11 protein-coding genes and 1 pseudogene are annotated in these 13,178 nt (G+C 70.7%); 6 read left to right on the top strand and 6 right to left on the bottom strand.

Annotation, left to right across the window (positions count from 1 at the left end):
- The first annotated feature begins 3 nt into the window (after positions 1 to 3).
- Positions 4 to 1,950, top strand: coding sequence for a fumarate reductase/succinate dehydrogenase flavoprotein subunit (locus tag NE857_RS29125; RefSeq protein WP_254418518.1), 1,947 nt, complete (start codon positions 4 to 6; stop codon positions 1,948 to 1,950).
- On the top strand, positions 1,947 to 2,693 hold the full coding sequence (locus tag NE857_RS29120) for a succinate dehydrogenase/fumarate reductase iron-sulfur subunit (protein ID WP_184366218.1): 747 nt from the start codon (positions 1,947 to 1,949) through the stop codon (positions 2,691 to 2,693). The genes NE857_RS29125 and NE857_RS29120 overlap by 4 nt, the downstream gene beginning before the upstream one ends.
- 68 nt (positions 2,694 to 2,761) lie before the next feature.
- On the opposite strand, the gene NE857_RS29115 is transcribed toward NE857_RS29120, so the two are convergent.
- The 6 genes from NE857_RS29115 to NE857_RS29090 all read right to left on the bottom strand — a co-directional run bounded on the left by NE857_RS29115 (position 2,762) and on the right by NE857_RS29090 (position 6,420).
- Positions 2,762 to 3,337 (bottom strand): P-loop nucleotide/nucleoside kinase family protein, encoded by a 576-nt coding sequence (locus tag NE857_RS29115; RefSeq protein WP_254418517.1) that lies wholly within the window; start codon positions 3,335 to 3,337, stop codon positions 2,762 to 2,764.
- A gap of 47 nt (positions 3,338 to 3,384) precedes the next feature.
- Entirely contained in the window at positions 3,385 to 4,020 is a 636-nt protein-coding gene (locus NE857_RS29110; RefSeq protein ID WP_254418516.1) for a GNAT family N-acetyltransferase, read from the bottom strand.
- 88 nt (positions 4,021 to 4,108) lie between these two features.
- Positions 4,109 to 4,744 (bottom strand): GNAT family N-acetyltransferase, encoded by a 636-nt coding sequence (locus tag NE857_RS29105; protein ID WP_254418515.1) that lies wholly within the window; start codon positions 4,742 to 4,744, stop codon positions 4,109 to 4,111.
- A gap of 52 nt (positions 4,745 to 4,796) precedes the next feature.
- Positions 4,797 to 5,531, bottom strand: coding sequence for a TrmH family RNA methyltransferase (locus NE857_RS29100; protein ID WP_254418514.1), 735 nt, complete (start codon positions 5,529 to 5,531; stop codon positions 4,797 to 4,799).
- A 54-nt stretch (positions 5,532 to 5,585) separates the two neighbouring features.
- On the bottom strand, positions 5,586 to 5,984 hold the full coding sequence (locus NE857_RS29095) for a Het-E N-terminal domain-containing protein (protein WP_254418513.1): 399 nt from the start codon (positions 5,982 to 5,984) through the stop codon (positions 5,586 to 5,588).
- A 58-nt stretch (positions 5,985 to 6,042) separates the two neighbouring features.
- Positions 6,043 to 6,420, bottom strand: a complete 378-nt coding sequence (locus tag NE857_RS29090) for a DUF3054 domain-containing protein (RefSeq protein WP_254418512.1) — start codon at positions 6,418 to 6,420, stop codon at positions 6,043 to 6,045.
- A 167-nt stretch (positions 6,421 to 6,587) separates the two neighbouring features.
- Between NE857_RS29090 and NE857_RS29085 the strand changes: the two are divergent.
- The 4 genes and pseudogenes from NE857_RS29085 to NE857_RS29070 all read left to right on the top strand — a co-directional run.
- Positions 6,588 to 6,968 (top strand): annotated as a pseudogene (locus NE857_RS29085) (protein kinase domain-containing protein); the annotation flags it as partial.
- A gap of 153 nt (positions 6,969 to 7,121) precedes the next feature.
- The gene (locus tag NE857_RS29080; RefSeq protein WP_254422177.1) at positions 7,122 to 8,912 is read left to right on the top strand and encodes a serine/threonine protein kinase; all 1,791 of its coding nucleotides are present in this window, start codon (positions 7,122 to 7,124) and stop codon (positions 8,910 to 8,912) included.
- 41 nt (positions 8,913 to 8,953) lie between these two features.
- Positions 8,954 to 10,756, top strand: coding sequence for a serine/threonine-protein kinase (locus tag NE857_RS29075; protein WP_425572072.1), 1,803 nt, complete (start codon positions 8,954 to 8,956; stop codon positions 10,754 to 10,756).
- A gap of 90 nt (positions 10,757 to 10,846) precedes the next feature.
- Complete coding sequence (locus tag NE857_RS29070) at positions 10,847 to 12,739, top strand: serine/threonine-protein kinase (RefSeq protein ID WP_254418510.1); 1,893 nt, start codon at positions 10,847 to 10,849, stop codon at positions 12,737 to 12,739.
- Positions 12,740 to 13,178: the final 439 nt, after the last annotated feature.

The raw sequence follows: 13,178 nt of genomic DNA, 5'->3' as shown, positions 1-13,178 counted from the left end.
CAATTGTCTGAGAACGATCTCTACATCGAGGGCGCCCCGCTCCGCGACGAGAAGGCGCCCGAGGGCCCGATCAACGAGCGCTGGGACAAGCGCCGTTTCTCGGCCAAGCTGGTCAACCCCGCGAACCGGCGCAAGCTCTCCGTGATCATCGTCGGTACCGGTCTGGCCGGTGCCGCCGCCGCGGCGACCATGGGCGAGGCCGGCTACAACGTCATCTCGTTCTGCTACCAGGACAGCCCCCGTCGCGCGCACTCCATCGCCGCGCAGGGCGGCATCAACGCCGCGAAGAACTACCGCAACGACGGCGACAGCATCCACCGCCTGTTCTACGACACGGTCAAGGGCGGCGACTTCCGCTCCCGTGAGTCGAACGTCTACCGTCTGGCCCAGACCAGCGTCGAGATCATCGACCAGTGTGTGGCCCAGGGCGTGCCGTTCGCCCGTGAGTACGGCGGTCTGCTCGACAACCGTTCCTTCGGCGGCGTGCAGGTCTCCCGTACGTTCTACGCGCGCGGCCAGACAGGCCAGCAGCTGCTGATCGGCGCCTACCAGGCGCAGGAGCGGCAGATCGCGGCGGGCACCGTTCAGATGAACACCCGCCACGAGATGCTCGAGGTCATCGTCATCGATGGCAAGGCGCGCGGCATCATCGCCCGCGACATGGTCACCGGCGAGATCGAGACGCACTTCGCCGACGCGGTGGTCCTGGCCACCGGCGGTTACGGCAACGTCTTCTTCCTGTCGACCAACGCCATGGGCTCCAACGTCACCGCCGCGTGGCGTGCCCACCGCAAGGGCGCGCACTTCGCGAACCCCTGCTACACGCAGATCCACCCGACCTGCATCCCGGTCAGCGGCGACTACCAGTCCAAGCTGACCCTGATGAGCGAGTCGCTCCGTAACGACGGTCGGATCTGGGTGCCCAAGGAGGGCGGCGACGCGCGTGACCCGCGTCAGATCCCCGAGGGCGAGCGCGACTACTACCTGGAGCGCATCTACCCGGCGTTCGGCAACCTGGTGCCGCGTGACATCGCGTCCCGCGCCGCCAAGAACGTCTGCGACGAGGGCCGCGGCGTCGGCCCCGGCGGTCTGGGTGTCTACCTCGACTTCGCCGACGCGATCGAGCGTCTGGGCCGGGATGCCGTCGAGGCCAAGTACGGCAACCTGTTCGACATGTACCAGCGCATCACCGGCGAGAACCCGTACGAGGTTCCGATGCGCATCTACCCGGCGGTGCACTACACCATGGGTGGTCTGTGGGTCGACTACGACCTGCAGAGCACCATCCCGGGCCTGTTCGTGACCGGTGAGGCCAACTTCTCCGACCACGGCGCCAACCGCCTGGGCGCCAGCGCGCTGATGCAGGGTCTGGCGGACGGCTACTTCGTCCTGCCGAACACCATCAACGACTACCTGGCGGACGGACCCTTCGAGAAGCTGGACGAGAGCCACCCCGAGGCCGTCAAGGCCAAGGAGGAGGTCACCTCCCGCATCGACAAGCTGCTCTCCATCAACGGTTCCCGCACCGTCGACTCCTTCCACAAGGAGCTCGGCCACATCATGTGGGACTACTGCGGCATGGAGCGCAACGAGGAGGGCCTGCGCAAGGCCATCGAGCTCATCCGTGAGCTGCGCGCCGAGTTCTGGCGCGACGTCAAGGTGCTGGGCACGAACGAGGAGCTCAACCAGGCTCTGGAGAAGGCCAACCGCGTGGCCGACTTCCTGGAGCTGGGCGAGCTCATGTGCATCGACGCCCTGCACCGCCGCGAGTCCTGCGGCGGCCACTTCCGCTCGGAGAGCCAGACCGAGGACGGCGAGGCCCTGCGCCACGACGACGAGTTCGCCTACGTCGCCGCCTGGGAGTTCGGTGGCGCTGACAGCAAGCCCGTGCTCCACAAGGAAGCCCTGGAGTACGAGTACGTCGAGATGAAGCAGCGGAGCTACAAGTGAACATCACCCTGCGCGTTTGGCGCCAGAAGGGCCGTGACGACGAAGGCCGGATGGTCACGTACAAGCTCACGGACGTCTCCGAGGACATGTCGTTCCTCGAGATGCTCGACGTTCTCAACGAGAAGCTCACTCTCGAGAACGAGGACCCGGTCGCGTTCGACCACGACTGTCGCGAGGGCATCTGTGGTGCCTGCGGCGTCGTGATCGACGGCGAGGCCCACGGTCCGGAGGTCACCACCACCTGCCAGCTGCACATGCGCAGCTTCAACGACGGCGACACCATCACGGTGGAGCCGTGGCGGGCCAAGGCCTTCCCGGTCGTGAAGGACCTGGTCGTGGACCGCGGTTCGTTCGACCGCATCATCCAGGCGGGCGGCTTCATCAGCGCCCCCACGGGTACCGCGCCGGACGCCCACGCCAACCCGATCCCGAAGCCGGACGCCGACCGCGCGTTCGACGCCGCGACCTGCATCGGCTGCGGCGCCTGCGTGGCGGCCTGCCCGAACGCCTCGGGCATGCTGTTCACCGCCGCGAAGGTCACCCACCTCGGCATGCTCCCGCAGGGGCAGCCGGAGCGGGCCTCGCGTGTGGTGAAGATGATCAACCAGCACGACCACGAGGACTTCGGCGGCTGCACCAACATCGGTGAGTGCGCGGCGGTCTGCCCCAAGGGCATCCCGCTGGACACCATCTCGCAGCTCAACCGCGACCTGCTGGGCTCCCTCAGCAAGGGCGTCGGTTAACCGGGCTCCGGTTGTACTGACTGAGCGCACGAGCGGGCCGCATCCCTTCGGGGTGCGGCCCGCTCGCCTTATTCGGCGAGGCGACGCAGGAGTGCGGAGTCCTCGTCCGTGATCCGCTGTGCGATCGCCCGGACCCGGACCGTGCGCAGGTGGTCCAGGGCCTTCTCCACGTTGGGCTCCAAGGCCTGCGCCGAGTCCAGGAGCAGGCGCTCCTCGCGCCACGAACCCAGACCTGCCCGGCGCGCGGCCAGCGAGTCCCAGTCGGGTTCGGGGAAGCCGGGCAGATCGCGCCGTCTGCTCTCCAGCCTGTGGCGGTGCAGGTCTGGGTCGGAGCAGGCCACCTCGATCCAGGCGATGGGCGCGTCCCGGTGCGCGGCCAGCCCGCGCCACTGCTCGCGGGCCTCCTCGGCGTCGTTGACGGCGTCCACGATCACGGTCTGGCCCAGGGCCATGATGTCGGCGGCCATCGCCTCCACCACGACGTAGGCGGCCAGTCCGGTTGGCTGTGCGCGGTCCACACCCGCGCTCCACAGGGCAGCCTCGACGGGGTCGACCGACAGTACGGGTGCGGGGAGCCGCCGACCGAGCTCCTCGGCCACGGTGCTCTTGCCGGAGCCGGGCAGCCCGGCCATCACGATCAGCATGGTCCTCAGCCTTCCAGGGGGTACCGACAGGGGACGTTCCCCAACGGTCAGACGGCGGGGCGGAGCATGCAGTAGGTGGAGGGGAGGTCCGGGTCGTTGATCGCCCGCATCACCCGGAAGTCGTACTTCTCGTAGTAGCCGATGTTGGCCGAGTTCATGGTCTCCAGGTAGACCGGTACGCCGTCGGCATCCGCCTGGGCCAGGCCCTCGCGGAGCAGGCGAGAACCCACGCCGGTGCCGCGGGCCACGGGGTCGGTGCCGAGCACGGCCAGGTACCAGTGCGGCTCCTCCGGAGCCGACGCCTTCAGTTCCGCGAAGTACCCGAGGACCTCGGGAAGCCGGTTCACGCCCACGAGCGAGGCCAGGTGTGGCAGCGCCCGCAGCATGAAGGCGAGGCCTTCGCCGTCTCCTGCCGGAGGGGCCCACAGAGCCGCACCGCGCACCACCCGGCGGCCCGCCTCCTCGGCCTCGAACACGCTGGCGTGTCCCCTCGGGACGTATTCGAACCCTGCCATCAGGGCGCTCATCCGGACCGACCGGGCCATGCGCAGATTCGGTTCCGGAAACAGCCACCGGAACAGCGGGTCCTCACAGAAGGCCCTGCCGAGGACCCGGGCCACCCCCGGGACGTCGTCCATGGCGGCGGTACGGACCGACTTGATGGTGGTGGCCGTGGGGGTCATCTGCGCAGTCTCCCTCTTCCCCGGGGTCGTCACCGCCCATGCTAGATCACGGGAAAATCACGGGTGGGGTCCTTGGGGAAAGCAGGGTTCAGGAAGCCGGGCGCAGCAGGAAGTAGCTGGTTCCGATGCCCTCGTGCGGGACCTCGTGCACGCAGCGGAACCCGAAACGCTCGTAGAAGCCGACGCTCTTGTCGTTGAGGGTCTGGGTGAACACCGGCAGCCCCTGCGAGTCGGCTTCGTCCAGACCGGCGGTGAGCAGCCCGCCCGCCACCCCGGTGCCCGCCGCGCTCGGGTCCACGCCCAGCGCGGCCAGGTACAGGTGCGGCTCCTGCGGGCTGGCCATCTTCCACTCGGCGAAGATCCGGACGAACGCGGCCAGGCGGGCGCGGCCGATCAGCGCGCCCCAGTGCGGCCAGGTGCGCAGCGACACCAGCGGGCCCTCGGGGTTGCTGGTCGGCGGGGCCCACAGCGCGGCGGCGCGGGTGACCGGGGCGGATTCGGTGCTCTCGGCGAGCTCGGCGATCCGGACGTCACCCGCGGTCATGTAGCCGAACCCGACGGCCAGGGCGAAGAACCGCCGGACCTTGGCCATGCGGAGCTCGTCGTCGGGGAAGAGCCACCGGAAGAGCGGATCGTCGTGGAGCGCGCGGCTGAGGACCCGGGCTACATCGGGGACGTCCTCGACGGCGGTGGTGCGGGCGACGGAGGTGACGATCGGGCTCATCCTGGCTACTTCCTGGTAGGGGGCGTCTTGTTCATCGTAGATCACAGGACAATCACGACTGTGGGGTGGTCGTCCTGTCGGGTACCTGTTGGTCGAACACGTGAGCTCGTACCCAGGCGTGCATGGCCACGGCGGCGGCCGCGCCCGCGTTGATCGACCGGGTCGACCCGAACTGGGCGATGGACAGCACCGCCGCGCACACCCGGCGCGCCTCCTCGGACAGCCCTGGGCCCTCCTGCCCGAACACCAGCACTGCGTTACGGGGCAGCGGATGGGTCTCCAACGGGACCGCCCCGGGCAGGTTGTCCACCCCGACCAGTACGAGGTCGCGCTCGGCGGCCCAGGCCACCAGCGCCTCCGTGTCCGGGTGGTGGAACACGTGCTGGTAGCGGTCGGTCACCATGGCGCCCCGACGGTTCCACCGGCGCTTCCCCACGATGTGCACGGCCGTGCAGCCGAAGGCGTTGGCGGTGCGCACGACGGATCCGATGTTGAAATCGTGCGACCAGTTCTCCACCGCCACGTGGAATTCGTGCCGGACCGTGTCGAGGTCGGCGACGATCGCCTCGCGCCGCCAGTACCGGTACTGGTCCACGACGTTGCGGCGGTCGCCGTGGGCCAGCAGTTCGGGGTCGTAGTGGTCGCCCTCGGGCCAGGGCCCCGGCCACGGGCCGACCCCGACCTCCCGCGCCTCGTCCTCCCCCGAGGAGGGTTCGACGGGGACCGGGGCGGTCTCGGAAAGGGCGGCCTCGGGAAGGATGGCCTCTGGGGTGCGCTGCTCGTTCATCACGTCCAGCTTACGAACCGCCCGCCGCCGCCCGGCCCGCCGAAGGTCCGCCGGCTACAGGTGGATGCCCCCGTGGAAGTCGCGGCCCTGGATGACCTTGGCCGAGTCGCTCACGTTGCCGTTGATCTGGTTGACGACAGCGCCGTCGCCCTCCTGGTTGACCTCGTTCACCCCGGAACGGAGCTCCTCCAGGAGCCGACCGATCTCCGGGTCCTCGTGCGCGGCCCGGTCCAGGTGCGTGGAGACCACGTCCATGGCCTCGGTGTCGTGCTCGTCCAGCCGGAGGTCGTCCAGCGCCTCCTGGGCCTCGGGGTCCGAGCGGAAGTGTCGGGTGACCGCCTTGTACAGGGACCTGAAGGTCGAGACCACACCCTCCCCGAGGTCCTCGCCGAGCTTGGTGGCGGAGGCGGTGGCGAGGGCGGCGATGATGGCGGTGGTGACGGGATCGGCCATGGGGGTCCCTAAGGTCGTGGGGGTTCTCAAGGTGTGCTTATGCCCCCAGTCTTCCCTCTCAGGCCACCGTCTGTCGCTTCCGCCGGGAGACCAACAGGGCCACGGCCCGCCAACCGAGCATGGTCGCGGCCAGGAACAGCGCGGTCACCAGCACGAAGGAGAACGGGGCGCCTTCCCCGCTGAGCAGGCGCAACGGCATCGCGCCCACGACCGTCACCGCCCACACCAGGACCCCGGTCGGCCAGATCCGGCCAGGGGAGCGCCAGGCCAGGGTGACGACCCAGCCGAGGACCAGAGCGGCCACGAACGGCCACGCGGTCGCGGCCACGGCGGCCGGGGCCAGACCGGTCGCGTGGTCGGCCTTGCCCACCACGACGAATACGAGCACGCAGAGCAGGTCGGCTGCCAAGGCCAGCACCGGGGTGTACGAACGCATAACCCCAGGCTAGACCCGGCTTCCGTGCCGGTCCGGGTGGGTCCGCCCGACGGCGGGGCGCAAACGGAGGGTGACGGCGTGAACCGCCCACGGAATCGGGGCATCTGAGTCCCTGGGTCACCCCCGATCCGCTTCGCCACCCCGTCCCCGAACCCGGAACCCCCTCCATGCCCACATCCCCTGATCCCCCGGCTGGCATCCTGGCCCTCGACCCGTCCGACCCGCGTCATCTCGGTCCGTTCCGCCTGGTCGGGCGGCTGGGCGCGGGTGGCATGGGTGTGGTGTACGCGGGGCTGGACGATCGGGACCGCCGGGTGGCGGTCAAGTGCGTGCACCGGTCCCACGCCGCGGACCGCGAGTTCCGGGCCCGGTTCGCCCGCGAGGTGAACCTGGTGCGCCGGGTCCGGGCCGCCGGGGTACTCGCCTTCCGGGGCGCGGACACCCGGGCCGGGGTCCCGTGGATGGCCACCGAGTACGTGCCCGGGCCGACCTTGGACGAGTATGTGCGCGACCACGGCCCGCTGACCGGGTACGACGTGCCGGGGTTCGAGGACGCCGTCATCACCATCACCCGGGACTATGACTACCGGGAACAGGACATCCACGTCCCCGACGAGTCGGAGATCCTCCCCGACTGCCCTGAGCCGGGCGCCTGAACCCCACCCCCACCCCCTCACGACCCGAGAACAGGAAGCCCCACCATGTCCGCCGAGACCAGTGCCCGCTTCGACCGCGACTTCCTGCCGCCGGGGGTCGCGCCCCCGGCCAAGGGCGACCCCGACCGGTTGGGCGCCTACCGGATCGTCGGCCGGATCACCCGGGACGCCGCGGGCACCGTGCTGCTCGGGGTGGACGGTGACGGGGTCCCCGCCGCGGTCCGACTGATACCCGCGGAGCTGGCCGACGCCCCGGACGTGCGTTCCCGGATGGCCGCGGAGGTCGGCCGCCTCGTCCGGGTCCGGGCCCTGTGCACCGCCGCCTACCGGGGAGCGGACGTCCGGGCGGCGCAGCCCTGGCTGGCCACCGCCTACGTGCCCGGCCGGACCCTGGCCGCGCACGTCGCCGAGCACGGTCCGCTGACCGGCGGTATGCTCACCGCTCTGGCCGCGGGGCTGGCCGAGTCCCTGGCCGGCGGGCACGCCGCCGGGGCCACGCACCTGGCCCTGGACCCGACCAAGGTGATCCTTGCCCCGGAAGGACCGAAGGTGGTGGGCCTCGGGGTCGCCCGGGTCACCGGGAAACCGATCTCCGCCCCGCGCTGGGCCGCGCCCGAACAGGGCTCCCCCGAAGGCGCCCGCGCCACCGGGACCACCGGGTACGCCGACGTGTACGCCTGGGGCGCGCTGGTGCGCTTCGCCGCCACCGGTTGGGAGCCCTCCGGGGACACCGCGACCGATCCCGAACCCGGTGCCGTCCCCGCACACCTGGCTCCGCTGGTCCGACGCGCCCTGGTGGCCGAACCCGGGGAGCGGCCCACCGCGCTGGAACTCCTCCAGGAGCTCACGGCGGGCGAGGGGGAGGACCCGGCCGAGGCGGTGTCCGCGCTCCTGTCCGCCGAGTGGACCGGGATCACCGCCCCCGAACCCCAGCGGGTGCGCCGCGTCCGAAAGCCCGCCCTGCTCGCCGGAACCGCGGCCGTGCTGGTCGTCGCCCTGCTCGGCGGCTGGGCCCTGGCCCGCCCCGGAGCCGGGGACGACCCGGCGGACACCGCGGCGGCCGGGAACAGCATGCAGGAGGACGCGTCGGAAGAACCCTCCGGCCCGACCGTCGCCGAGGCCCCGGAGGACATCGACGCGGTGGTCACCGAGGCGATCGCTCTCGCCCTGGAGGCGTCTAGCTTCACCAGCTACGAGCAGTTCGTCTCCAACAGTCCCGGTGACTTCATGCCGACCCGTTACCTGTATAGCGAGGACCCGCGACCGGCCATGAGCCGGGCCATGTACCTCGGACCCCACGGGCAAGGTGTGCTCGCCCTGGGGCCGGAACTGAACGAGTTCGTGTACTTCACCGACAGGCCGACGGAAACGTACACCGGGAGCGTCAAGGAGTACTTCCTGGACCCGGGCCCCGGCACCGACCCGCTGAGGGAACCCCGGAAGGAATGGGAGGAGACGCTCCTCACCATGGAGGTGGTCCTGGCCGAGGGCGCGCAGGTCTCCTATGAGGGCCAGGGCACGTTCGACGACGAGTACATCCCCCGGGAACTGATGGGTGACGAGGACGCCCTCGAACGCGGCGGGCACCACTACACCGGGACGTTGGCGCACGTTTTTCCGGTACACCTGTTTTCCGAACCCGTGGAGGCGGAGTTCGAGCTTTGGATCTCCGCGGAGGGCCACCCGGTACGGCTCTCCTTGGAAGCTGTTCCCGGGGGCGTCACCGACGGCGGCGAAGCACTTCGCATCGCCCATCGGATGGACTACTTCCAGTTCGACCAGCCCGTGGACGTCGGGATCCCCGACGAGTCCGAAATCCACCCCGAGCGGCCCTGACCCGTCTCTGGCCCCTTCCTGACTGAGAGGCCTTCCCCCGAATGAACCCTTCCACCGAACCCCCGGCTTCCGGGCACCCCGCATCTCACCTCCCGGTCTCCGAACCCCAGTCCCCTCCCGGTGTGCTTCCCCTGGCCGCCGACGACCCCCGCCACCTCGGATCGTTCCGCCTGCTCGGACGCCTTGGTTCCGGTGGCATGGGTGTGGTGTACGCGGCGCTGGACGGACGCGGTCGGCGGGCGGCGGTCAAGTGCGTGCACCGCTCCCACACCGCCGACCGGGAGTTCCGGGACCGGTTCGCCCGTGAGGTGAAGATGGTCCGCCGGGTGCGCGCGCGTGCGCTCCCGGCCTTCCTCAGCGCTGATGCCAGGGCTGACCCGCCCTGGTTGGCCACTGAGTACGTGCCTGGCCTCACCCTCGACGAGCACGTGCGCCGGTACGGGCCCCTCCGCGGCCCGGCGCTGGCCTTCTTCGCCGCAGGGGTGGCCGAGGCGCTCGCGGCGATCCACGCCGCCGGTGTGGTGCACCGTGACCTGAAGCCGGGCAACGTGATCCTGGCCCCTGAGGGGCCGAAGGTGTTGGACTTCGGGATTGCCCGCGCGGTGGAGGAGACCGCGCTGACCCGTACCGGCGGCCTGGTCGGCACGCCCGGGTGGATCTCGCCCGAGCAGTACCGCGGCGCGGAGGCCACCGACCGCTCGGACGTTTTCGCCTGGGGCGGTCTGGTCGCCTACGCGGCAACCGGGGCCGGTCCCTTCGGCACGGCCGCCTCTGATGTGGTGGTCTCGCGGGTGCTGTCGGCCCAGCCGTCCCTGGAGGCGCTCCCCGCCGGGCTGCGCGAGACGGTGGGGCGGTCCCTGGCCAAGGACCCCGCGCACCGCCCCGACGCCGCCGGGCTCCTGAACGACCCGGCCCTGGCCGCGCACGGGTCCGGGACAGCAGCCGGGCCCGGGACCGGCGCGCCGCTTCCCGCCCCGGCGGACGATCCCTGGCGGCTGTACGCCCCGCCCCGCCGTTCCTGGGCCCGGCGCTACCGCGGACGCCTGGCCGTCGGCGCGGCCGGGTGCGTGCTCGCCCTGGTCGCCGCGGGCGGGGTCTGGGCGGTGGTTGACGGGCGGATCGGCGCTGGACCGCCGGGTGATCTCTCCGACGGTGCGACGGACACCACCGTGACCACAGCCGACGGAGTGCCCGCCGACGACGTCCCCGAGGAGTACCGGGACCTCTACGAGAACGGAACCGTGACCGTGGTTCCCGACACGGACGCCGGTGACGTCCTCGTCCGCTCCCTGGAGGACGGCGAGGCAGGGCAGACCCTGGAGCAGGTGCGGTTCGACATGGGGGAGCACTCCTGGCTCCAGTCCCAGACCCTCATCGTCAACGTCACCGCCGAGTACCTGCCGGACTTCGGCTCGCTCCAGGTGTACAGCCACGAGTTCGCGCGGGTCCGGTTCATCGAGTCCGGTGCGGAGTACATGCAGGCCACCGTCGCGAACAGCGGCGGAAGCCTCGCCACGCTCTCCCCGGAGGAACCCACGGCGGAGTTCGAACTGACCTTCGTAGGCGGGGCCACGATTGACCGCGGTTCGGCGGGTGACCACGCCATGGCTGTCTTCTACACCCCTGCTGAGGCGGTCTCCACCCCGGATCCGGAGGTCGGTTACCCGGGCGGGATCTGTTACCACTGGCGGGGCTGGGCGTTGGGCGAGGATTTCTTCACGCCCGACCCGGTCGAGGCCACCCCCGTCGACGCGACCCTCACCGACGGCTCCCCGCTGAACCACTGTGTCTACGAACCCAACCTGCGCCAGCTGTGGGACGGCGAGGGCACCCGCCCCGAGTGACCCCCGAACCCCGGCGCCTCTGCCCCCTGAACCCGGCCCCTGACCTTTCCCCGATCCCGATTCCTTCCCCCTCCTGAACAGGAAACCACGATGAACAGCAATATCCCCTTCGACCGCGAGCACCTGCCACCCGGTGTGGACCCGCCCGGGAGCGGCGACCCCGAACGCCTCGGTGACTACCGGGTGGTCGGACGGATCGGTGCCGGTGGCATGGGCGCGGTCTACGCCGGACTCACGGACACCGGGCAGACCGCGGCGGTCAAGGTGGTCCACTCCCAGTTCGCCGCCGATCCGGACTTTCGGGCCCGGTTCGCCCGCGAGGTCGGCCTGGTCTCCCGGGTCCGCGCCACCTGTGCCCCGGCTTTCCTCGGCGCTGACGTCACCGCCGCCACCCCGTGGATGGCCACCGAGTACGTCCCCGGTCTGACCCTGCGCCAGCACGTCAAGAAGCACGGGCCGCTGAGCGGTGGCATGCTCACCGCGCTCGCGGTCGGTCTGGCCGAGGCGCTGACCGCGATCCACGGTGCCGGTGTGGTGCACCGCGACCTCAAACCGGGGAACGTGATCCTGGCCCCCGACGGGCCCAAGGTGTTGGACTTCGGGATTGCCCGTGCCGCGGACGGGACCGTGCTCACCGCCACCGGTGGCCTGCACGGGACCCCCGGGTGGGTGGCCCCCGAACGGTACGAGGGCGCCGACGCCACCGGCTACACCGACATGTTCGCCTGGGGCGGGCTGGTCGCGGTGGCGGCGACCGGACGGGACCCCTTCGGCGGCGGGACCGTGGACGGGATCATCCACCGCAGCAGGCACGAGGAGCCGGACCTGGAAGGTGTCCCGGAGCACCTGCTGGTGCTGGTGCGCCGCGCGCTCGCCAAGGACCCGCGGGAACGTCCACGGGCGGACGAAGCCCTGGCGGAGCTGACCCGTGGTTGGTCGGCGACCCGGATCATGCCGGGCGGCGCGCTGTCGCCCACCCTGGTGGCGGAGCAGGGGCAGAGCACGGACTCCACCCGGATCGTGCCCGAGCTGTTGGCCACTGAGTGGACGGCGGTGGCCGACCCGGGTGTGCGCCGGGTGCGCCGGTCACGCCGGGGTCTGTGGCTGTCGGTCACGGCGGCTGTACTGGTGGTCGCGCTCGTCGGCGGCCTGGTCTACTCCGACCGGATCCCCTGGATGGCCGGTTCCGCCGAGGACGAAGGAGGGAACGAGGCGGCGGAGGAGACCGACGAGCCCAGCGGCCCGCTGGTCCAGACCAACCCCGAGGACGCCGAGGCCGTGGTCGCCGAGACCATCGAACTGATGCTGGCCGCGTCGGACTACGTGTACCGGCACGAGAACGTGGTCGATCGGGAGGGCGGCGATCCGGTGGTCTACACCGTCGAGTACACCGAGGACCCGGTCCGGGCCATCCAGAACAAGAGTTATGGTCCGTTCGGGACCTCGGTCACCCTGCGCCAGGGGGACGAGCTGGAGGAGACGACCAACGGCTGGATCGACCATCCGGAAGCCGGTGCCGCCCCTGTCATCCAGTACTACGCGGCCGAGCCCGGGAGCGAGAGCGACAACGACCTGAGAGAGGGTCTCACCCGGGATCTGGAGTGGATCCTGGAGCCGGGATCCGAGTCTGAGGTGGCGTACCAGGGGCGTAGCCGGGTCCCCTACGAGTCGGAGTTCTGGGACACCCCCAGCTACGGTCTGGAGTTCGAGGAAGCCGAAGGGCACCTCTACAGCGGAACCTACGTCGAAGAGGCACAGAACGAGGACATGGCGGCCGTGGCCGTCTCCTTCGACCTGTGGCTGGACGACGAGGGGTATCCGCTGCGCATGGGCGGGGCCGGGTCCTATGTTTACCTGGAGCACCCTGAGGACGACCCGGGGACCACCTTCACGGTGACCCGCGACTACACCTTCAACGAGCCCAGGGACATCTACATCCCCGAGGAGTCGGAGATCCTGCCCGAGTGGCCCGGCGTCAACTAGCCGGGCCTGCTTCTGGCCCAGGGGCCGTACCTGCCGTGTGCATCACGCCGTCCGGGCCCTGGGCCATCCGGCCCGCGGTTGCCGGTCCCGGCCTCCTCGGGAGCGGACACCAGGGTCCGGGCGGTACCGGGGCGGCATACGAGTCCCGCCTCGGACCTTTTCGCCTGAGCCGAGACGGTCGCCTACGCCGCGCCCGGGAAGCCGCCCTTCGTACAGCGCGCGCACGAACGGTTCGTCTGTCGTATCCTCTCCGACTCACCGGCCCCGGAGGGGATACCGCAAGGACTGCGAGGGCTGGGAGGTCGTCGTGGTCATTTTCGACCAGCCCGTAGAGACCGAGGTCCCCGACGAATCCGAGATTCTTCCCGGGTGAGTTCCGTCCTGACCTGCGTCCCCTGTTTTCCGGCCTCGGGACCGAGGGGGTTCTCCGATGCCGGGG

The sequence above is a fragment of the Nocardiopsis exhalans genome (assembly GCF_024134545.1).
Classification (GTDB): domain Bacteria; phylum Actinomycetota; class Actinomycetes; order Streptosporangiales; family Streptosporangiaceae; genus Nocardiopsis; species Nocardiopsis exhalans.
The sequence above is the reverse complement of the archived record's forward strand: the minus strand, read 5'-3'. Positions and strand labels throughout refer to the sequence as shown.

What these genes read in the sequence shown, in the direction of transcription:
- NE857_RS29115 (WP_254418517.1), bottom strand. Translation starts at nt 3,337, where the DNA reads ATGCTGATCGTGATGGCCGGGCTGCCCGGCTCCGGCAAGAGCACCGTG.
- NE857_RS29110 (WP_254418516.1), bottom strand. Translation starts at nt 4,020, where the DNA reads ATGACCCCCACGGCCACCACCATCAAGTCGGTCCGTACCGCCGCCATG.
- NE857_RS29105 (WP_254418515.1), bottom strand. Translation starts at nt 4,744, where the DNA reads ATGAGCCCGATCGTCACCTCCGTCGCCCGCACCACCGCCGTCGAGGAC.
- NE857_RS29100 (WP_254418514.1), bottom strand. Translation starts at nt 5,531, where the DNA reads ATGAACGAGCAGCGCACCCCAGAGGCCATCCTTCCCGAGGCCGCCCTT.
- NE857_RS29095 (WP_254418513.1), bottom strand. Translation starts at nt 5,984, where the DNA reads ATGGCCGATCCCGTCACCACCGCCATCATCGCCGCCCTCGCCACCGCC.
- NE857_RS29090 (WP_254418512.1), bottom strand. Translation starts at nt 6,420, where the DNA reads ATGCGTTCGTACACCCCGGTGCTGGCCTTGGCAGCCGACCTGCTCTGC.
- NE857_RS29080 (WP_254422177.1), top strand. Translation starts at nt 7,122, where the DNA reads ATGTCCGCCGAGACCAGTGCCCGCTTCGACCGCGACTTCCTGCCGCCG.
- NE857_RS29075 (WP_425572072.1), top strand. Translation starts at nt 8,954, where the DNA reads ATGAACCCTTCCACCGAACCCCCGGCTTCCGGGCACCCCGCATCTCAC.
- NE857_RS29070 (WP_254418510.1), top strand. Translation starts at nt 10,847, where the DNA reads ATGAACAGCAATATCCCCTTCGACCGCGAGCACCTGCCACCCGGTGTG.